The sequence below is a fragment of the Kribbella sp. NPDC020701 genome (assembly GCF_055562215.1).
The window spans coordinates 110,178-128,662 of record NZ_JBVHFT010000004.1; the positions used below are offsets into that span (position 1 = coordinate 110,178).

At 68.4% G+C, this 18,485-nt stretch carries 19 protein-coding genes; 8 read left to right on the top strand and 11 right to left on the bottom strand.

Annotation, left to right across the window (positions count from 1 at the left end):
• Positions 1–75: 75 nt before the first annotated feature.
• The gene (locus tag ACZ3HV_RS10725; protein WP_465683021.1) at positions 76–624 is read right to left on the bottom strand and encodes a TetR/AcrR family transcriptional regulator; all 549 of its coding nucleotides are present in this window, start codon (positions 622–624) and stop codon (positions 76–78) included.
• A 119-nt stretch (positions 625–743) separates the two neighbouring features.
• Here ACZ3HV_RS10725 and ACZ3HV_RS10730 point away from each other — a divergent pair, with 119 nt between their 5' ends.
• Positions 744–1,688, top strand: coding sequence for a S1C family serine protease (locus ACZ3HV_RS10730; protein WP_360360358.1), 945 nt, complete (start codon positions 744–746; stop codon positions 1,686–1,688).
• On the opposite strand, the gene ACZ3HV_RS10735 is transcribed toward ACZ3HV_RS10730, so the two are convergent.
• Positions 1,675–2,220, bottom strand: coding sequence for a GNAT family N-acetyltransferase (locus ACZ3HV_RS10735; RefSeq protein WP_465683022.1), 546 nt, complete (start codon positions 2,218–2,220; stop codon positions 1,675–1,677). The two genes, ACZ3HV_RS10730 and ACZ3HV_RS10735, sit on opposite strands and share 14 nt — an antisense overlap.
• A gap of 23 nt (positions 2,221–2,243) precedes the next feature.
• Here ACZ3HV_RS10735 and ACZ3HV_RS10740 point away from each other — a divergent pair, with 23 nt between their 5' ends.
• The gene (locus ACZ3HV_RS10740; protein WP_465683024.1) at positions 2,244–2,879 is read left to right on the top strand and encodes a tetratricopeptide repeat protein; all 636 of its coding nucleotides are present in this window, start codon (positions 2,244–2,246) and stop codon (positions 2,877–2,879) included.
• Here ACZ3HV_RS10740 and ACZ3HV_RS10745 read toward each other — a convergent pair.
• The 3 genes from ACZ3HV_RS10745 to ACZ3HV_RS10755 form a co-directional block, all read right to left on the bottom strand.
• Entirely contained in the window at positions 2,868–2,996 is a 129-nt protein-coding gene (locus ACZ3HV_RS10745) for a hypothetical protein (protein ID WP_465683026.1), read from the bottom strand. The two genes, ACZ3HV_RS10740 and ACZ3HV_RS10745, sit on opposite strands and share 12 nt — an antisense overlap.
• 81 nt (positions 2,997–3,077) lie before the next feature.
• Positions 3,078–3,305: a hypothetical protein gene (locus tag ACZ3HV_RS10750; RefSeq protein ID WP_465683028.1), complete on the bottom strand. Its 228-nt coding sequence runs from the start codon at positions 3,303–3,305 to the stop codon at positions 3,078–3,080.
• Complete coding sequence (locus tag ACZ3HV_RS10755) at positions 3,295–3,501, bottom strand: hypothetical protein (RefSeq protein ID WP_465683030.1); 207 nt, start codon at positions 3,499–3,501, stop codon at positions 3,295–3,297. Before ACZ3HV_RS10755 ends, ACZ3HV_RS10750 begins: the two co-directional genes overlap by 11 nt.
• Before the next feature lie 99 nt (positions 3,502–3,600).
• Between ACZ3HV_RS10755 and ACZ3HV_RS10760 the strand changes: the two genes are divergently transcribed.
• Entirely contained in the window at positions 3,601–4,761 is a 1,161-nt protein-coding gene (locus ACZ3HV_RS10760; protein WP_465683032.1) for a helix-turn-helix domain-containing protein, read from the top strand.
• A gap of 221 nt (positions 4,762–4,982) precedes the next feature.
• On the opposite strand, the gene ACZ3HV_RS10765 is transcribed toward ACZ3HV_RS10760, so the two are convergent.
• Positions 4,983–5,642 (bottom strand): MBL fold metallo-hydrolase, encoded by a 660-nt coding sequence (locus ACZ3HV_RS10765; protein ID WP_465683034.1) that lies wholly within the window; start codon positions 5,640–5,642, stop codon positions 4,983–4,985.
• A 211-nt stretch (positions 5,643–5,853) separates the two neighbouring features.
• Here ACZ3HV_RS10765 and uvrA point away from each other — a divergent pair, with 211 nt between their 5' ends.
• Entirely contained in the window at positions 5,854–8,886 is a 3,033-nt protein-coding gene (gene uvrA / locus ACZ3HV_RS10770) for an excinuclease ABC subunit UvrA (RefSeq protein WP_465683036.1), read from the top strand.
• Between the two features lie 90 nt (positions 8,887–8,976).
• Here uvrA and ACZ3HV_RS10775 read toward each other — a convergent pair whose 3' ends face one another.
• Positions 8,977–9,873, bottom strand: coding sequence for a hypothetical protein (locus ACZ3HV_RS10775; protein ID WP_465683038.1), 897 nt, complete (start codon positions 9,871–9,873; stop codon positions 8,977–8,979).
• Positions 9,874–10,133: 260 nt separating this feature from the next.
• Here ACZ3HV_RS10775 and ACZ3HV_RS10780 point away from each other — a divergent pair, with 260 nt between their 5' ends.
• Positions 10,134–10,700, top strand: a complete 567-nt coding sequence (locus tag ACZ3HV_RS10780) for a Rieske (2Fe-2S) protein (protein WP_465683040.1) — start codon at positions 10,134–10,136, stop codon at positions 10,698–10,700.
• A gap of 59 nt (positions 10,701–10,759) precedes the next feature.
• Here the strand turns inward: ACZ3HV_RS10780 and ACZ3HV_RS10785 are convergent, their stop codons facing one another.
• Together ACZ3HV_RS10785 and ACZ3HV_RS10790 are read right to left on the bottom strand one after the other, a co-directional pair.
• Positions 10,760–11,980, bottom strand: a complete 1,221-nt coding sequence (locus tag ACZ3HV_RS10785) for a S8 family peptidase (RefSeq protein WP_465683042.1) — start codon at positions 11,978–11,980, stop codon at positions 10,760–10,762.
• 149 nt (positions 11,981–12,129) lie between these two features.
• Complete coding sequence (locus ACZ3HV_RS10790) at positions 12,130–12,585, bottom strand: DUF6194 family protein (RefSeq protein WP_465683044.1); 456 nt, start codon at positions 12,583–12,585, stop codon at positions 12,130–12,132.
• 82 nt (positions 12,586–12,667) lie between these two features.
• On the opposite strand from ACZ3HV_RS10790, the gene uvrC reads away from it, so the two are divergent.
• The 3 genes from uvrC to ACZ3HV_RS10805 are packed head-to-tail and all read left to right on the top strand — an operon-like array spanning position 12,668 to position 16,513.
• Positions 12,668–14,698 (top strand): excinuclease ABC subunit UvrC, encoded by a 2,031-nt coding sequence (uvrC, locus tag ACZ3HV_RS10795; RefSeq protein ID WP_465683045.1) that lies wholly within the window; start codon positions 12,668–12,670, stop codon positions 14,696–14,698.
• The gene (gene rapZ, locus ACZ3HV_RS10800) at positions 14,698–15,564 is read left to right on the top strand and encodes an RNase adapter RapZ (protein ID WP_465683047.1); all 867 of its coding nucleotides are present in this window, start codon (positions 14,698–14,700) and stop codon (positions 15,562–15,564) included. Before uvrC ends, rapZ begins: the two co-directional genes overlap by 1 nt.
• A gap of 7 nt (positions 15,565–15,571) precedes the next feature.
• Positions 15,572–16,513, top strand: coding sequence for a gluconeogenesis factor YvcK family protein (locus tag ACZ3HV_RS10805; RefSeq protein WP_465683049.1), 942 nt, complete (start codon positions 15,572–15,574; stop codon positions 16,511–16,513).
• A gap of 9 nt (positions 16,514–16,522) precedes the next feature.
• On the opposite strand, the gene ACZ3HV_RS10810 is transcribed toward ACZ3HV_RS10805, so the two are convergent.
• Complete coding sequence (locus ACZ3HV_RS10810; RefSeq protein WP_465683051.1) at positions 16,523–17,977, bottom strand: hypothetical protein; 1,455 nt, start codon at positions 17,975–17,977, stop codon at positions 16,523–16,525.
• Positions 17,974–18,480: a SigE family RNA polymerase sigma factor gene (locus ACZ3HV_RS10815; RefSeq protein ID WP_465683053.1), complete on the bottom strand. Its 507-nt coding sequence runs from the start codon at positions 18,478–18,480 to the stop codon at positions 17,974–17,976. The genes ACZ3HV_RS10810 and ACZ3HV_RS10815 overlap by 4 nt, the downstream gene beginning before the upstream one ends.
• Positions 18,481–18,485 lie beyond the last annotated feature (5 nt).

The following is an 18,485-nucleotide window of genomic DNA, read 5'->3' on the forward strand; positions in this document are numbered from 1 at the left end:
TCCGTTTCGAGTCGGTACGGCGTACGGGCAGGGGGTACCGTCCACCGGCGGGGTGCCGGTGGCCGGCGTGATCGGTCAGCCGCGTCTGAGCAGTCGCCGCAGCGCGATGTCGCAGAGTCTCCGCAGTTCTTCGTCGGTGCGTTCGCCGGGATGCCGGCACTCGCCGAGCAGGCCGTTGACGGCGAACTTGGCCAGGTCGTGCTCGAGCGGATCGTCGGAGCCGGCCATGTACTCGGTCAGGCGCATGCCGTCCGTGACCAGTCCGGCGATCTCGGGCACCTGCTCGATCACCGGAATGATGTCCTGGAGTACGTCGATGACGCCGCGGTGCACCACGGCCAGGTCGATGAAGCGCTGGATCGCGAACTCCTGCGCCTCGGGGCGGGCCAGCTTCTCGGCCGCGGCGATGAGCTCGGCGAGGTCGGCGGCAGCCGGTTCGAGGACGGCGGCCAGGACCGCGGGCTTGCCGCTGAAGTGGTAGAGCACCGTCGCCTTCGAGCAGCCGGCGGCGGTCGCGATGTCCTGCAGCGAGGTCGCGTTGTAGCCCTTGGCCTGGAACAGGTCCATCGCCTGCCGGACGATCTCGTGCCTGGTCCGTTCCCGGGCCGGGGTGGTGACTGCCATGTCAGTCATCATCCTGACCGATCGGCCAGTTTTCAACCGATCGGTCAGGATTGTGGGCTGCTTCACTCGATGGCCTGCGCTTGCTTGCGGTGTAATGATGTAATTCAGGAGGCTGGATCATGGCTGACGAGATTGCCGGCGACGACGTACTGGATGCCTACTCCCGAGTGGTCTCGGGTGTGGCCGAACACCTGATCCCGCGGGTCGCGAGCCTGCGGATCAACAGCCGGCGCGGTGACTCGTCCGGGTCGGCGGTGGTGCTCACCGGGGACGGGCACCTGCTGACGAACGCCCATGTGGTCGGTGAGGGCGAGCAGGCGACCGCGGACTTCGCGGACGGTACGTCGGCACAGGCCCGGGTGGTCGGAGTCGACCGGCTGTCCGATCTCGCCGTACTGCGGTCCGACCGGGAGATCCCGGATCCGCCGGAGTTCGGCGACGCCGATCACCTGAAGGTCGGGAACCTGGTCGTTGCCGTCGGCAACCCATTGGGACTGGCCGGGAGTGTGACCGCCGGCGTGGTGAGCGCGCTCGGCCGGTCGCTGCCGGTGCGGAGCGGGTCGGCGCAGCGGATCATCGAGGACGTGATCCAGACCGATGCGGCCCTGAACCCGGGCAACTCCGGCGGAGCGCTTGCTGACGGCAACGGCCGGGTGATCGGCATCAACACCGCGGTGGCCGGCATCGGGCTCGGCCTCGCGGTTCCGGTCAACCCGACCACGCGCCGGATCATCTACTCACTCCTGCATGACGGCCGGGTCCGCCGCGCGTACCTCGGTCTGGTCACGACGCCCGCACCGCTGCGGCCCGCGCTCGCTGAACGGTTCGATCAACGGACGGCGCTCCGCGTCGTCGAGGTCATCACGAACAGCCCGGCCGACCTGGCCGGGTTACGCGCCGGCGACCTGGTCCTGGCCGTCGACGGCGTACCGCTGCGCGACGCTCAGTCTCTCCAACGCCTGCTCTTCGCCGACGCCATCTCCCGGCGCACCGAGATCACCGCCATCCGCAACAACGCTCTGGTCGACGTTATCGCGCACCCCACCGAACTCACCGACCGCTAGTCAGCGGAGCTCGGAGGAGGGCGCAGGTGCCAGGCTCGAGGGGAGCCTTCGGGAACGTGAAGTCGCGGGTCAGCTCTGTGAAGCCGAACCTCTGGTGGAGGTCGAGGATGGCACCATTGGCCACGTTGGCGAAGTAGTAGATGGCGTCGGCGCGCTCGGCGGTCCAGCGCATTCGCTCGATGGTGATGAGGTCGCCGATGCCGTGCCGGCGCCAGTCGGGCGAGACGATCAGGCCGATGAGGTAGTAGCCGGTGGGTGCCGTGTTCGGCGGGTCGGTGGGGGAGAGCTCGTGGTGGATCACGGCGCCGTACCCGATGACCTCCCGGTCGACGCACGCGACCACCGTGTAGCGGTCGGGGTGCTGGAGGTCGGCCTGCAGGCGTTCGAGGCGTTCGGCCGCAGGCCCGCCGGTGCGCGTGACGATCAGCCGCGCGCACGCGTCGAGATCCTCGACCCGCGCCGGCCGAACCTCAACCTGCGTGCCGGGATCTTGCCGGCTGTCGTCCGGCCGGTAGTCGGCGAAGTTGCTCATAGCCACACCCTAGGATCAGGCGGGTGGATGAGCAGATGCGGCTGGTCGGGGAGTTGTACGAGCGAGCGATCTTCAACGGCGAGTACGACGGCCTACCCGAGGCTGACCGTGCACTCGACGCCGTCGAGGCCGAGCTGTTGATCGGTCGCGGCCGGATCATGCACGGCCGGTACCTGGAAACGCAGGTCGAGACGCCCGAGGAGCTGCCGGCGTTCGAGCGAGCAGCCGACCTCTATCGCGCCCTCGGCGACGAGCGCGGCGAAGCCGTAGCCCTCTTCTGGATCGGCTGCTTCCACCAGGTGGTCCGCGAGGACAACGCCGCCGCCGTGCCACCCCTGACCACCGCCGCCGAGCTGGCGCGGAAGACCGGCGACCAACTCACCCTTTCCTACGCCCTCCGCCACCTGGGCGTCGTCGCGCACATGGCCGGCGACCTCGACCAGGCTCGCGCCCTCCTCGAGGAGTCCACCGCGCTCCGCCGCGCCCTCGGCTTCACCGCCGGTGTCGCCGCCAACCTCGTCGGCCTCATCTACGTAGCCATCGCCCAGTCCCGCCCCGCCGACGCCCGCGCCCTGGCCGACGAGGCAACAGAACTGGCTGCCTCAGCCCGAGCCGTCAAGATCAGTGAGCAGATCGAGGCGGCGCAGTCAGGGCTCTGAGGGGCCGCCGCTGAGGGGCTGGCCGTTGGCGGTGCGGCGTTCGTTGTCGCGAACGCGGGGCTCGTAGTGGATCTTCTCGAAGGTCTCCAGACGCTCCCGCATCCACTCACGATTCACCCGAGTGACCCTACCGACGTGGAACGGCGAGGCCGCGCGGCCTGCGAAAGCAGCACGCGGCCTCGCCGGATCATGGGCGGCTCAGTCCGAGTTCGTCATTTGTCTCCGCTTCCAGCACCTGAGGAGTGCCACTCGATGCCGGCCACCGGGCCAGCGCACGACACCGCTTTCCAGCTTGGCCACGTAGGTAGCGTCCACCGCGGCGTCCTCGACCCGGTTATGGCACAGCCACGCGCCAATCGCCTCGGCGAGCTCCGCCCGCGACATGTGCGCGCCCCGCGCTCGGCGCAGTAGTTCGTTACTCGTCATCGAGCCACTCCGCACCGGTGACATCGCGGTGAAAGCCCTGGTGGTACCCGAGCATGCAGGGACGTTCGGTCATCGGGTCGCGACCGTCGCAGAGGTCGGCCTGTCGAAGGTCGGGCCAGTCGCTGCCGCCGCTCTCGTTGTCGACGTCACCGCCGCCCCATTCAACGCCAGCTCTAGGCCCCGTGTTCGTGTTCATGTTTGAAGCATCCCCGTCACAGATCGTGAGATCGATCGGTCCCGCGTATCCCTCGGCATGAGGAGACAGGGATACAAACGATGACGGACAATCGACTCCGTGAGCTTCGGAGAGAGGCTGAGGGAGTACCGCGACCATCGCGGCTGGTCGCTCGCTGACCTGCAGCGCGCGACGCACTACAGCCGTAGCTACCTGTCGAACGTCGAGAACGGCCGTAAGCCGCCGACCGAGGAACTGGCCAGCGCCTGCGACGCTGCGCTACGAGCCAAGGGCGAGCTGATCGCGGCCGCACGTCAGGACGTTGCGTCCAAGCTCAACGAGACGCCCTGGCAGACTGCCGAGTTGGTCTCCAGGCTGCAGGCATCCGATACAACCTCCAACACCATCGAGGCGCTGCACTCGACCGTGGAGGAGCTGTGCTGCCAGTACAACCGTCGGGATGCGCTGGAGCTGCGGCAGGAGGCGCACGAGTGGCTGGCACACGTCGGAGCGCTGCTGAAGCGGCCCGTAGGCCTCAAGGCTCACCAAGACTTGCTCGTTGCCGGCGGATGGCTCGCCCTGCTGGCTGGGTGTGTTGAGTACGACCTCGGCATGGGCACGGCGGCTGAGTCAACGCGCGTGGCGGCAACGCAACTCGGCATCGAGGCAGGCCACCCTGAGATCGTCGGCTGGGGCCACGAGATGACGGCCTGGTTTGCCCTGACGCAGGGCAGGTTCCGGCAGGCTGTCGACGCGTCGAGGCGCGGCCAAGAGGCCGCCCGGCGCTCCTCGGTACATGTGCAGCTCATCGCACAGGAGGCCAAGGCGCGAGCCCGTCTGGGTGAGTCCGGTCTGCACGAGTTGCTGGAGACCGGCCGCGAGCTACTGACCGAGCTGCCGTATCCGGATCGCCCCGACAACCACTTCAGGGTCGACCCGGCGAAATGGGACTACTACGCCGCCGACGTGCACAGGGTGGCCGGTGACAACCAGCAGGCCAGTGAGTACGCCGAGGCCGTCATCCACGACAACATCGCCCCGGACGGTACCGAGCTGAGTCCGATGCGGATTGCAGAGAGCCGACTCATTCTCGGGTTCATCGCCGGACGCGGCGGAGACCTCGAACAAGCCGTGACGCTGGCTACGCAAGGGCTCAAGGACGGTCGTCAGAGCAAGCCACATCTGAGGATGGTGGCCAGCGAGCTGGACCACGAACTACGGCGGAGTTTCCCTGACGAAGGATTCGTGACAGACCTGGAAGACGCGCTCCGAGCCGTCTAGGGGGAGGGGCTGCAGGTGTGTGCCGCTGAATCACAGACGCAGATCTCGTCCGCTCACCCGCGAGCACTCGCATCTCAACCACGGGAGCACGCACCCAACCACCTTCCCCACAACTACGAGGCGGTCGATGAAGCGCGGCAGCGCGCAAACCCGGGCGGGTGGGAGCGCGCGTAGCGGACGCGACGGAGGAGCGGCCGCGGGAGCACGCGTGGGCTACTCCATCACCAGCCGCGTTCGCGCCACTCCTTCAGGTGCGGGCGCTCGGTGCCGAGGGTGGTGTCGGAGCCGTGGCCGGGGTAGACCCAGGTTTCATCGGGGAGGGTGCCGAAGAGCTTGGTCTCGACGTCGTCGAGGAGTGAGGTGAAGCGCTCGGCGTCGCCCTGGGTGTTGCCGACGCCGCCGGGGAACAGCGAGTCGCCGGTGAACAGGTGCGGGGCACCGTCCGGGTCGTCGTACAGGAGCGCGATCGAGCCGGGGGTGTGGCCGACCAGGTGGATGACGCGCAGGCTGCAGTTGCCGACGGAGATGTGGTCGCCCTCGTCGACGAGCTGGTCGGTGGGCACCTCGATGCCCTCGGCGTCGTACCGGCCGGCGACCGTGGTGGCGCTGGTCCGGGCGACGACCTCGGCGAGCGCCTGCCAGTGGTCCCCGTGCCGGTGGGTGGTGACGACCTGGGCGATCCCGCCGTCGCCGATCAGCGTGAGCAGTGTGTCCGCCTCGTTGGCGGCGTCGATCAGGACCTGCTCGTCGGTCTGCCGACAACGCAGCAGGTAGGCGTTGTTGTCCATCGGCCCGACCGCGACCTTGGTGATCATCAGGTTGGCCAGCTCGTGCGTCTGCGCCGGCCCGCCGACCTTGACGTTCCCGTGGTACTCCGGCATGCGCCCTCCCAAGATGTCGGTGATACCGCCGATCCTTGCACTCCCGACTCGTCAGGTCACATCGGGCCGGTTTGCCAGAACCACCCTCGGCGATCGAATATACTTTCGAAAGCGGCCGCGGGATCCGGCTCCGGAAGTTTTTGTCGGTGGGCCTCGTTAGCATGACGGGGCATGTCCCGCATACCCCTCGAGAACGGCTGAGAGTGAGCTTGTGTCTGACCGTCTGATCGTGCGTGGAGCGCGTGAGCACAACCTGAAGGACGTCTCGGTCGACCTGCCGCGGGACGCGATGATCGTCTTCACCGGCCTGTCCGGGTCCGGGAAGTCCAGCCTGGCCTTCGACACGATCTTCGCCGAGGGCCAACGGCGGTACGTCGAGTCGCTCTCGGCGTACGCGCGGCAGTTCCTCGGTCAGATGGACAAGCCCGACGTCGACTTCATCGAGGGTCTGTCGCCCGCGGTCTCGATCGACCAGAAGTCCACCTCGCGGAACCCGCGCTCCACCGTCGGCACGATCACCGAGGTGTACGACTACCTCCGGTTGCTGTTCGCCCGGGCCGGCCGGCCGCACTGTCCGGAGTGTGGCGAGCCGATCGCGCGGCAGACGCCGCAGCAGATCGTCGACCGGGTGCTCGAGCTCGAGGAGGGCACGCGCTTTCAGGTGCTGGCCCCGGTCGTCCGCGGCCGCAAGGGGGAGTACCTCGATCTGTTCCGCCAGCTGACCGGTCAGGGGTTGGCCAGGGCCCGGGTGGACGGCGAGACGATCCAGCTCACCGACCCGCCGAAGCTCGACAAGCAGAAGAAGCACGACATCGACGTGGTCGTCGACCGGCTCGCGGTGAAGAGCTCTGCCAAGCAGCGGCTGACCGACTCGGTCGAGACCGCGCTCGGCCTGGCCAGCGGTCTGCTCGTGCTGGACTTCGTCGACCTCCCGGAGGACGACCCGCATCGCGAGCGCCGGTTCTCCGAGAAGCTCGCCTGCCCGAACGATCACCCGCTCGCCATCGACGAGCTGGAACCACGGTCCTTCTCCTTCAACTCGCCGTACGGCGCCTGCCCGGTGTGCACCGGTCTCGGCACCCGGATGGAGGTCGACCCGGAGCTGCTGATCCCGGACCCGTCGAAGTCACTCGACGAGGGCGCGATCCAGCCGTGGTCCGGCCAGAACGTCTCGCAGTACTTCGAGCGTCTGCTGGCTGCGCTGGCCAAGGACCTGAAGATCAAGACGAGTACGCCGTTCGGCGAGCTGCCGGCGAAGGCGAAGAAGTCGCTGCTCACCGGCCACGACAAGCAGGTCCACGTCTCGTACCAGAACCGCTACGGCCGCGAGCGCTCGTACTACACCACCTTCGAGGGCGTGATCCCGTACGTCGAGCGCCGGCACGCGGAGGCGTCCAGCGACACCGGCCGGGAGCGCTTCGAGGAGTACATGCGCGAGGTGCCGTGCCTGGCCTGCAACGGCGCCCGGTTGAAGCCGATCTCGCTCGCGGTCACTCTCGGCGGCAAGAACATCGCCGAGATCAGCGCGATGTCGATCGACGAGGTGCACGCCTTCCTGGTCCAGATGGAGCTGTCGCCGCGCGAGAAGCAGATCGCGGAGCGGGTGGTCAAGGAGATCGGCGAGCGACTCCGGTTCCTGCTCGACGTCGGCCTGGACTACCTGGCGCTGAGCCGGCCGGCGGGTTCGCTGTCCGGTGGCGAGGCGCAGCGGATCCGGCTGGCGACCCAGATCGGCTCCGGACTGGTCGGCGTTCTGTACGTCCTCGACGAGCCGTCGATCGGCCTGCACCAGCGGGACAACCGACGGCTGATCGAGACGCTGGTCCGGCTGAAGGATCTGGGCAACACACTCATCGTCGTCGAGCACGACGAGGACACCATCGACCACGCCGACTGGGTGGTCGACATCGGCCCGGGTGCCGGTGAGCACGGCGGCCAGGTCGTCGTCTCCGGCACGGTCGAGGACCTGCGCAACCACCCGGACTCGATCACCGGGCAGTACGTGTCCGGTCGCCGGGAGATCCCGATTCCGCCCGTCCGGCGTCCGCTGACCGAGGGCCGCGAGCTGACCGTGTACGGCGCCCGGCAGAACAACCTCAAGGACATCGACGTGACCATCCCGCTCGGGGTGTTCGTCGCGGTGACCGGGGTGTCGGGCTCGGGGAAGTCGACGCTCGTCAACGACATCCTCTACACGTCGCTCGCGCGGCAGATCTACGGCGCCCGCGCGGTGCCGGGGCGGCACACGAAGATCTCCGGCATGGAGCTGGTCGACAAGGTCATCCACGTCGACCAGTCGCCGATCGGACGGACGCCGCGCTCGAACCCGGCGACGTACACGGGTGTCTGGGACCACGTCCGCAAGCTGTTCGCGGAGACGCCGGAGGCCAAGGTCCGCGGCTACCAGCAGGGCCGGTTCTCCTTCAACGTCAAGGGCGGCCGGTGCGAGGCCTGCTCGGGTGACGGCACGCTGAAGATCGAGATGAACTTCCTGCCGGACGTCTACGTGCCGTGCGAGGTGTGCCACGGCGCGCGGTACAACCGCGAGACGCTCGAAGTGCACTACAAGGGCAAGACGGTCGCGGATGTGCTGGACATGCCGATCGAGGAGGCGTCGGAGTTCTTCGCCGCGATCCCGGCGATCTCGCGGCACCTGACGACGCTCGTCGAGGTCGGCCTAGGGTATGTCCGGCTCGGGCAGCCCGCGCCGACGCTGTCCGGTGGTGAGGCACAGCGGGTGAAGCTGGCGTCCGAGCTGCAGCGGCGCTCGACCGGGCGCACGGTCTACGTGCTGGACGAGCCGACGACCGGCCTGCACTTCGAGGACATCCGCAAGCTGCTCGGTGTCCTCGGCGGCCTGGTGGACAAGGGCAACTCGGTGCTGGTGATCGAGCACAACCTCGACGTGATCAAGACCGCGGACTGGATCATCGACCTCGGTCCGGACGGCGGACGCCGAGGCGGGACGCTGGTCGCGGAGGGTACGCCGGAAGAGGTCGCGGCGAACGCGGCGTCGTACACGGGTGAGTTCCTCGCGGAGATCCTCGAGGGTCGCGCCGCCAAGCCGAGCGCGAAGCAGCAGGCTGCCGCGGCGAAGTCGGCACCTGCCAAGAAGACGGCGGCGGCCAAGAAGACCACGGCCGCGAAGACAACGGCTGGGAAGACAACGGCTGCGAAGAAGACGGGGACCGCCAAGAAGACCGTGGCCAAGAAGGCGCCGGCGCGGAAACGCGCCGCCAGCTGACGGCCCGACCGCACGCCGACAGCCTGGCCCACAGATCGGCCGGGCTGTCGTGATGCGGCAGGCAGTGGAGTAGCTCGCCGCGTCAGTAGCTCAGCGGCCGAACACCTGGCCGAACAGTTGGCGCAGCCAGGTCCGGCGCGGATGCGGCTTCAAGGCAGACGGCAGTACGACCGTCGGCGGTGTCGCCAGCGTCACCGGTACCTGAACCATCCGGTCACCCTGCAACCAGAAGAGATCCGGGCAGCACTGGTCCGGCGCGTCGCGGTACGTCTCGGTGACGAACCGCGCCAGCGCGTCGGCCTGATCCTGTCCGGCGTCGGCGGGGCAGTAGGCAACCGTGCTCAACCGCGGCACCCCGACCAGCACGCCCGCTCCCAGAGCGGCCGGCGGCAACAAGTCCTCCCGGTCGACGATCGCCATCGACACCAATGGATCGCCGTCCCGGCTGAGCACGGTGAAGCCGTCGTGTTCGACCGGCTCCAGGTCCGCGATCGCCGCCAGACTCAGCTGCACCGGCGACGGCACGCCCGGATCGCCCAGTCCGAGCATCGCTCGCCGGACGACGGTCAGTCGCCGGAGCTCGGCGCCGGTCTTGATGAACACCACCACCTCGAAGTGTTCGCCGAACGGGATCAACGCGTCCGCGGCCGGTCCGGCCGTCCGTGCCGACCAGCCGCGCTGCACGAGCAGGGCACGCTGCCGCTCGGCGACGTCGCCGTAGCGGTGTTCCTCGGTGGCGAGTTCACCTTCGGCGACGACGGCCCGCAACCAGGCCTCGATCTGTTCCGACCACCGTTGCTGTGGTAGCTGGAGGCAACGGTCGACGATCTCGCCGACGCCCACGACGGCAGACATCTGCAGTGCGCCACGTCCCCAGCCGACCTCGACCGTACGCTCCTCGGTGTCCACGACACAGCCGGGTAACCAGATCGGCGCGAGATCCGCGATCACCTCGACAACAGCGAAACTTTCGCTCGTGCTTGTCATATCTCGACCTCTGCCACCACTGCAGTGTCTCGCGCATCGGTTCCAGAAGAAGGACGAAGGCCCCCCGCGTCCCGCGGACTGGTCACCGGCGCTCAGCTGACTCACAGGAAACTCTCAAACGTCGGTTGAATCCGGCGATCGTTGAACCGATCGGCTGATCCGGTCGTTTGACCCGGTATCCGGCCATTTGGATCGGTCGGCTACAAAGATGCAAAGCGTTCAATTACTTTGACCCGGCAGGCTCTTGGAGGTCCAGATTCATGAGCGATGACACCATGGCAGCACCACCCACCGCGCCGTCGTCCAGCGCAGCCGCGCCCGACGCTCTGCGCGATCGGCGGTCGGTGCTCCGCTGCGCGGCGATGGTCGCGCTTGCGGGTGCCGGCGCCCCGATCCTCGCCGCCTGCGGTGGTAGCGACGACGCGAGCGGGGGCGGCAGCTCCAGCTCCGCACCGACCAGCACGGGCACCAGTTCAGCCCCGACGAGCTCCGCGCCGTCGTCGAGTGCGCCGTCCTCGAGCGCACCGGCCAGTGGCGGCACGGTCCTCGGCCCGACGTCCGACGTACCGGTCGGTGGCGGGATGGTGTTCAAAGACGCCAAGGTCGTGGTGACCCAGCCGACCGCGGGCCAGTACAAGGGCTTCTCCGCGGTCTGCACGCACCAGGGCAACCCGATCGGATCGGTGGAGGGCGGCCAGATCGTCTGCCCGTTCCACAACAGCCACTTCAGCATTGCCGACGGCAGCCCGGTCAGCGGGCCGGCGCAGTCGCCACTCCCTGCGGTGAACGTCGCCGTCGAAGGCGGCAACATCGTTCAGTCCGCCTGAGCGCGAAACGAAGGGCCCGGCCACCCCGCGAGGCCGGGCCTTTCGTGTTCAGGTGACTGTCACTTCTGCGCTGGGTCGACCTTGCCGACGAACAGCAGTTTGTTCGGGGAGCCCGTGCCCGGGTCGCCCACCTTGTCCGGCGTCGACGCGCCGACGAGCGCGGTCGCGACATCCGCCGGCTTCGCGTCCGGGTGGTCGGCCAGGTAGAGCGCGACCCCGCCGGCCACGTGCGGCGTGGCCATCGACGTACCGCTCATCTTCGCGGTCGCGTCCGGGTCGGTGATGCCGACCGAGGTGATGTCGACGCCGGGCGCGAACAGGTCGACGCATTTGCCCCAGTTGGAGAACGTCGCCTTCTGGTCCTGGTCGTCGGTCGCGCCGACGGTGATCGCCGACGGCTCGCGGGCCGGCGAACCCTGGCAGGCGTCCGAGCTTTCGTTGCCGGCAGCAACGGCGTACGTGACGCCGGAGTCGGCCGACGCCTTCACCGCCGCGTCCAGCGCGTCGTCCGCGCCGCCACCCAGGCTCATGTTCGCCACCGCGGGCGTCTTCGCATTCTTGGTCACCCACTCGATCCCGGCCACCACGGTCTCGGTCGAGCCGGAGCCCTTGCAGTCGAGCACCCGGACGCCGAACACCTTGGCACCCTTGGCCAGGCCGTACGTCGTACCCGCGATGGTGCCGGCCACATGGCTGCCGTGTCCCATGCAGTCGACGCCGTTCTGGCCGTCGCCGACGGTGTCTGTGCCGACAGAGGCACGGTCGCCGAAGTCCTTGTGCGCGGCGTAGATCCCGGTGTCGATCACGTAGACGCTGACGTTGTCCGCGGTGGTGGCCGCCTCGTACTTCTTGTCCAGCGGCAGGTCACGCTGGTCGGCCCGATCCAAGCCCCACGGCGGATCGTCCTGCGCGACGGTGATCTTCTGATTCTGCTGGACGTACGCGACCCGTTGGTCCCCGGCCAGCTTCTTGGCCTGGTCCTCACTCATGCTCGCGGAGAAGCCTTTGATCGAGGCGTCGTACTGGTCGCGCACCTTGACGTCGTAGCTGTTCGCCAGGCTGGCGTTGGTGGCCCGGGTCTGGGCCTGGGAGCGCCGGCCGTTCAGGACGACGATGTAGCTGCCGGGGATGGCGTCCGGGGTACCGGCGCCGCGGATGGTGACGGCTGCGGATTCCGATGCGTCACTCCCGGCCGCGATGGCGGCGATCCCGGTGACGGCGAGCGCGGACGCGGCGACCGCGCCCAGCACAGCACGCGGTCTGCGAATGGTGGGGAACATGGGCGGAACTCCCTCGAGTCAGCGCAAGGCCCGATTGCCTCACGCAAAGGTCCTGCGCATCTACCCTGGGTCACACGCTAGAGACCGCGCTCATCCCAACCGGCGATCAAACCGGCCTTATGACATAAGCCGCAACACGACCGCAACGTTCATCGGGTTTGGCGGGCCGCCTGGTTGGCGTACTTGCGGGCGGCGAACTCGTAGGCCTCGGTGAGCAATGGCCGAAGCGGCGCGAGTTCGGTGGGGGAGACGATGCACACCCAGTGCTGTGAGGCGTAGAACGGATGTGGCATCAGTTTGTCCCGCACGGAGTAGTCATGGCCGGAGTCCAGCACCCAGTCGGCGTCGCGTTCGGTCGGCACCGGACCGAACAAGGACGTGTACGTCGCCTTGGTCAGGCCGAGGTTGAGCCGCCAGGCGCCGGGTTCGTCCAGCCGCGAGACATGCTCGTAGTGGTCGCCGGTGACGATGGTGGCGAACGGTTGCTGCCGTTCCGCCGGCAGGTCGGCCGCCGGGTCGTAGAGGTAGAACAGGTCGTCCTGAGCCTCGAGGACCCGGATGCCGTCGTCCGCACGGATCAGCCGATCCATCTCTTCAACAGTCATGCCTTCAAGTCTGTCATTGAAGCGGCGTTAGAGACTTTTGCCGGATTCCGGATTTGTCGGCGACCCGAACTAGGGTGGTCGAGTGGCTGATCCGTCCTCCTACCGTCCCGCTCCCGGGTCGATCCCCGACTCGCCTGGTGTGTATCGCTTCAGCGACTCCGCCGGCCGGGTGATCTACGTCGGCAAGGCGAAGAACCTGCGGGCCCGGTTGTCGTCGTACTTCCAGGACCTGGTGAACCTGCACCCGAGGACCCAGGCGATGGTGACGACGGCCTCGAAGGTCGAGTGGACCGTGGTCGCCAGCGAGGTCGAGTCGCTGCAGCTGGAGTATTCCTGGATCAAGGAGTACGACCCGCGCTTCAACGTGAAGTACCGCGACGACAAGTCGTACCCGTGGCTCGCCATCACCCTCAACGAGGACTACCCGCGGGTGATGGTCGGCCGCGGCCAGAAGAAGAAGGGCGTGCGGTACTTCGGTCCCTACAGCCACGCGTGGGCGATCCGGGAGACCGTGGACCTGCTGCTGCGGGTGTTCCCGATGCGCTCGTGCAGCAAGGGTGTCTTCAACCGGCACCGCCAGATCGGCCGGCCCTGCCTGCTGGGCTACATCGGCAAGTGCGCCGCGCCCTGCACCGGTCAGGTGAGCCAGGAGGAGCACCGCAAGATCGTCGACGATTTCGCCGCCTTCCTGTCCGGCCAGACGGCTACGTACGTGCGCCGGCTGGAGAAGGAGATGAGGGCCGCCGCTGCCGAGCTCGAGTACGAGCGGGCCGCGAAGATCCGGGACGACCTGGCCGCCCTCGAGAAGGCACTGGCCAAGAACGCGGTCGTCCTCGGCGACGGCACCGACACCGACGTGATCGCGCTGAGCGAGGACCCGCTCGAGGTCGCCGTCCAGATCTTCTACGTCCGCGGCGGCCGGATCCGTGGTGAGCGCGGCTGGATCGCCGACAAGGCCGACGGTACGGCGACCACCGGCGACCTGGTGTCCCGGTTCATCCAGCAGACGTACGCCGGTGATTCCGGCGACGCGATCCCGCGCGAGATCCTGGTGCCGACCGAGCCCGACGACATCGAGGCGCTGACCGAGTGGCTGTCCGAGCTGCGCGGTTCGAAGGTGTTCATCCGGGTCCCGCAGCGCGGCGACAAGAAGGCCCTGATGGAGACGGTCGAGCGGAACGCGCTGCAGACCCTGACCATGCACAAGACCAAGCGGGCCAGCGATCTGACGACCCGCAACCAGGCGCTCGAGGAGATCCAGGCCGCGCTCGACCTGCCCGAGGCGCCGCTGCGGCTGGAGTGCTACGACGTCTCGAACCTGCAGGGCACCGAGGTGGTCGCCTCGATGGTCGTCTTCGAGGACGGCCTGCCCCGCAAGAGCGAGTACCGCCGGTTCGTGATCAAGGGTGTCGACGGGCAGAACGACGTCGCGTCCATCGCCGAGGTGCTGACCCGGAGGTTCCGGCGACTGCTCGACGAGCGGGCCACGCTGCAGGAGGACGAGGATCCCTCGGCCGCCCTGATCGACCCGGAGACCGGCCGCGCGCGCAAGTTCTCCTACGCACCCGGACTGGTCGTCGTCGACGGTGGTCCGCCGCAGGTCGCGGCCGCACGCCAGGCGATGGACGAGCTCGGCCTCGGCGATATCCCGGTGGTCGGCCTGGCCAAGCGACTCGAAGAGGTCTGGGTGCCGGACGAGGAAGACCCGGTGATCTTCTCGCGGACGTCGGAAGGGCTGTATCTGCTGCAGCGCCTACGCGACGAGGCGCACCGGTTCGCCATCACCCACCATCGCAACCGGCGCTCGAAGTCGATGGTGGAGAGTGTTCTCGACGAGGTCCCGGGGCTCGGCGAGGTCCGGCGGAAGACGCTGCTGCGGCATTTCGGCTCGCTGAAGAAGTTGCGGGGGGCCACGATCGACGAGGTGGCCGACCTGCCCGGATTCGGCCGGCGGACGGCGGAGTCCGTCGTACTCGCGGTGAACGCTGCGGCAACGAAGGCGGAAACCGGCCGGGCGCCGTCGGTGAACACGGCCACGGGCGAGATACTGGGCGACGACGTCCCGGCGCCGGCCGGGGCGCCTGACGGGGACCCAGGGAGAACTGAGAGCTGATGGACGACACGGGCGGCAACCTCATCATCGTGTCCGGGATGTCCGGCGCAGGACGAAGCTCCGTCGCCGACGTACTGGAGGACCTCGGCTGGTTCGTGGTCGACAACCTGCCACCGATGTTCCTGACCACGCTCGTCGAGCAGGTGGTCGGCACCGGCGCGGCTCCGCGGCTGGCGGTCGTGGTGGACGTCCGGACCGGCTTGTTCTTCGAGGAGCTGAGCTCGGCGATCCATGATCTGCGGCTCAAGGGATACCGGCCGCTGACGCTGTTCCTGGAGGCGTCCGACGACGTGATCGTGCGCCGGCAGGAGAGCGTCCGCCGGCCGCACCCGCTGCAGGGCGAGGGCCGGCTGCTGACCGGCATCCAGCGCGAGCGCGAGCTGCTCGGCGACATCCGGGCCGGCGCGGACCTGGTCATCGACACCTCGAACATGAACATCCACCAGCTCGCCGCGAAGATCGTGAACGCGTTCGGCGACGAGGAGAACGCCGAGCTGCGGGCGACCGTGGTGTCGTTCGGGTTCAAGTACGGCATCCCGGTCGACGCCGACGTGGTCGCCGACATGCGGTTCATCCCGAACCCGTACTGGCAGCCCGACCTGCGCCCGATGACCGGGCAGGACAAGCCTGTGTCAGACTTCGTGCTCGGCCATCCGCTGGCCCAGCAGTTCCTGGACAACTACGTGGACGTGCTGGACACCCTGCGGACCGGCTACCTGAACGAGGGCAAGCGCTTCGTCACCGTCGCGATCGGCTGCACCGGGGGAAAGCACCGCAGCGTCGCGATGGCCGAGGAGATCGCCCGCCGGCTGCGTGAGAAAGGGTCGCCGACGTTGGTCGTACACCGGGATCTGGGGCGGGAGTGACGGCGTAGTGTCACGGGCGCCCCGGGTGGTCGCACTGGGTGGGGGACACGGCTTGGCCGCATCCCTGTCCGCACTTCGTCACGTCACCGACCAGCTGACCGCGGTCGTCACCGTCGCCGACAACGGCGGATCGTCCGGACGTCTCCGCCAGGAGCTCGGCGTCCTGCCACCGGGTGATCTACGGATGGCGCTGGCCGCGCTCTGCCGCGACGACGAGTGGGGCCGGACCTGGGCCGACGTACTGCAACATCGCTTCCGCAGCAACGGTGAGCTGCACGACCACGCGGTCGGCAACCTGCTGATCGTCGCGTTGTGGGAGTTGCTCGGCGAGGCCGTCGACGGGCTGGACTGGGTGGCGCGATTGCTCGGTGCGCAAGGGCGAGTGCTGCCGATGTCCGCCGTGCCGTTGGACATCACGGCGCGGGTGCTCGGGCTGGATCCGGAGCATCCGGAGGTGATCACCGAGATCCGCGGTCAGGCCGAGGTGGCGACGACCGAGGGTCAGGTGGTCGACGTCGCGCTCGACCCGGCCGACCCGCCGGCTTGCCCCGAGGCCCTGGTGGCGATCGCGGAAGCCGACTGGGTCGTGGTGGGTCCGGGCTCGTGGTTCACGTCCGTCATCCCCAACCTGCTGGTGCCCGCGTTGAGTCGTGGGCTCGAGCAGACCAGCGCCCGTCGGCTGCTGACGCTCAACCTGGGGGAGCAGAAGGGCGAGACCGACGGCTTCTCACCCGAGACCCACCTCGAGGTCCTCGCGGCACACGCTCCAGACCTGCGTATCGACGTCGTCCTCGCCGACGCCGGCCACGTCCCGGATCCCGCGTCCCTGCGCCGTACCGCGGAATCCCTCGGCGCGGAGCTGGTGATCGCCGACATCGCCGACGACGACCGCCACCTCCACCACGCCCCGGACAAACTCGCCAAGGTCTACCGCGAGATCTTCGCCTGACCGGTCCGCTCAGTCGAAGTCGGCGTCGACCTGCAGCTGCTTGTCGTACACCTGCTTGCCCTGGGCGTCGAAGCCTCGGACCCGCACCGTCTGGATGTCCGAGTTCCCGCCGGTCAGTCCCCAGATGTAGTAGCCGTTGGAGATCAGCGCGCGGGTCGGGCCCTGCTTCGGCAGGTCGACGACGATCTGCGCGACTCCCTTGGGCACCATCCCGAAATCGACGCCGGATCCGAACGTGCCGTCGGCCTGCACCGCGCCCCGCGTGTAGTCGTACGCGCCCTTGGCCGTCGGCGTCAGCATGTGGCACCACGCGTACACCCGCTTGTCCGGCGAGACCAGGACGGCGGTGAGCTTGTCACCCGTGCCGGTTTTGAGCGCGACCTGCCAGTCCTTCGTGACCGGCCCGGCCGCCTTGATCACCGAGGTACTCGGGTTCGACGCTCCGCCCCTGTCCAGGTCCTTGAAGTAGATGTCGTCGACGCCGCGGCAACGGGTGGTGATCTGCTCGTCGGTCAGCGGACTGACCGGCGGCGGGGGAGCGAGCGGCTTCCCGGTCAGGGGATCCTTGGTGAGCAGGATCTGCGGTGTGATCGGCTCCGCGGTCGTGACGGTCACCGACGGATCGACGGTCGGCTGGGCCGGGGCAGTGACCGGCTTCGGGGTCTGGTCGTACACCATCGTGCCGGCGGCGTCGTAGCCGCGGATCCGGTTCACCGTGATCAACTGGTCGATCCTCCCGGCGTTGCCGAGGGTGACGAATCCGTCGGTTCCGACCAGGGCCTCACGAGAACTGCTTTCACCATCGATGTCCACCAGCACCCGGGTGACACCGGGGACCGGAACCAGGAGGCTGTCCCGCACGGTCAAGGGCTGTCGGTTCTGACTCCTGGCCCGGACCTCAGCCGTGCTGGTGCGCCCGTAGCTCTCCGGCTTCGACGGTCCAGTCATGGTGCACGTCGAGACCATCGACTGGTCCGGTGAGAGGAACAGGGCGTTCAGCACGGACCGGTCGCCGCTCTTCACCACGAGCTTCCACCCGGCGTTGAGCGGCTCGGCCTTGTCGGTGGTCTTCTTCTGCGACTGCTTGACGAGGTGTTCGAACGTGGTGTCGAACCGCGTGCAGCGGCGGAGGATCTCGGCATCCGACAACGGGCTCACCGGAGGTGCCGGCGTGACCGTCTTGCCGGTCTCGTTGTCGATGATGCGGCCGGTCTTCGCGTCGATCGTGATGGTCTGGCCCTCCGGCGTACCGGCTGGTCCCGCGCTCTCGGGGCGGGTCGCGGACCAGGCCGCGATGCCGCCGACGATCGCGGCGGTCGTGACGACCGCGGTGGAGACGGTGGCGATCCGGCCGCGTCGAACCGACCGGCGGGCGCGGACGAGGATGTCGTCGACGTCGGTCTGCAGCGGTCGGTCCGAGTCGTCGGCGGCCGCGGCCAGCATGCGTTCGATGTCCGTGCTCATGAGGCGCTCCTTTCGGTCTGTCCGAGTAGTTCGCGGAGGCGGGCCAGCCCGCGGGAGGTCTGGCTCTTGACGCCGCCGACGCCGATCCCGAGGACATCGGCGGTCTGCTCGAGGCTGAGGTCGGCGTAGTGCCGCAGTACGACGCACGCACGCTGGCTCGGCGGCAGCGCGGCGAGCGCCTGCACGACGAGCAGGCGATCGTCGACCGGTCCGGCGAGATCGGGTACCGCCGGGTGGTTGTCGTCCGGATCGTGCAGGCGTTCGCGGCGCCATGGCTTCCTGGACTGGTCGAAGACCGCGGTCACGACGGCGCGGTGCGCGTAGCCGTTCAGGTTGTCCTTGCGTTCGATCCGGCTCCAGCGCCGGTAGACCTTCACCAGTGCGTCCTGGGCCGCGTCCTCCGCGCGATGCCAGTCGCCGCACATCAAGTACGCCGTACGCCGCAGCCGCCGGACCGTGATCGCGGCGAACTCGGTGAACTCGGCTTCGTCCCGTGCCTTCATGCCCC

Excerpts from the sequence above, each read along its gene's own strand:
- ACZ3HV_RS10725 (WP_465683021.1), bottom strand. The coding sequence starts at position 624 with ATGGCAGTCACCACCCCGGCCCGGGAACGGACCAGGCACGAGATCGTC.
- ACZ3HV_RS10730 (WP_360360358.1), top strand. The coding sequence starts at position 744 with ATGGCTGACGAGATTGCCGGCGACGACGTACTGGATGCCTACTCCCGA.
- ACZ3HV_RS10735 (WP_465683022.1), bottom strand. The coding sequence starts at position 2,220 with ATGAGCAACTTCGCCGACTACCGGCCGGACGACAGCCGGCAAGATCCC.
- ACZ3HV_RS10750 (WP_465683028.1), bottom strand. The coding sequence starts at position 3,305 with ATGACGAGTAACGAACTACTGCGCCGAGCGCGGGGCGCGCACATGTCG.
- ACZ3HV_RS10755 (WP_465683030.1), bottom strand. The coding sequence starts at position 3,501 with ATGAACACGAACACGGGGCCTAGAGCTGGCGTTGAATGGGGCGGCGGT.
- ACZ3HV_RS10765 (WP_465683034.1), bottom strand. The coding sequence starts at position 5,642 with ATGCCGGAGTACCACGGGAACGTCAAGGTCGGCGGGCCGGCGCAGACG.
- ACZ3HV_RS10775 (WP_465683038.1), bottom strand. The coding sequence starts at position 9,873 with ATGACAAGCACGAGCGAAAGTTTCGCTGTTGTCGAGGTGATCGCGGAT.
- ACZ3HV_RS10780 (WP_465683040.1), top strand. The coding sequence starts at position 10,134 with ATGAGCGATGACACCATGGCAGCACCACCCACCGCGCCGTCGTCCAGC.
- ACZ3HV_RS10785 (WP_465683042.1), bottom strand. The coding sequence starts at position 11,980 with ATGTTCCCCACCATTCGCAGACCGCGTGCTGTGCTGGGCGCGGTCGCC.
- ACZ3HV_RS10790 (WP_465683044.1), bottom strand. The coding sequence starts at position 12,585 with ATGACTGTTGAAGAGATGGATCGGCTGATCCGTGCGGACGACGGCATC.
- rapZ (WP_465683047.1), top strand. The coding sequence starts at position 14,698 with ATGGACGACACGGGCGGCAACCTCATCATCGTGTCCGGGATGTCCGGC.
- ACZ3HV_RS10810 (WP_465683051.1), bottom strand. The coding sequence starts at position 17,977 with ATGAGCACGGACATCGAACGCATGCTGGCCGCGGCCGCCGACGACTCG.
- ACZ3HV_RS10815 (WP_465683053.1), bottom strand. The coding sequence starts at position 18,480 with ATGAAGGCACGGGACGAAGCCGAGTTCACCGAGTTCGCCGCGATCACG.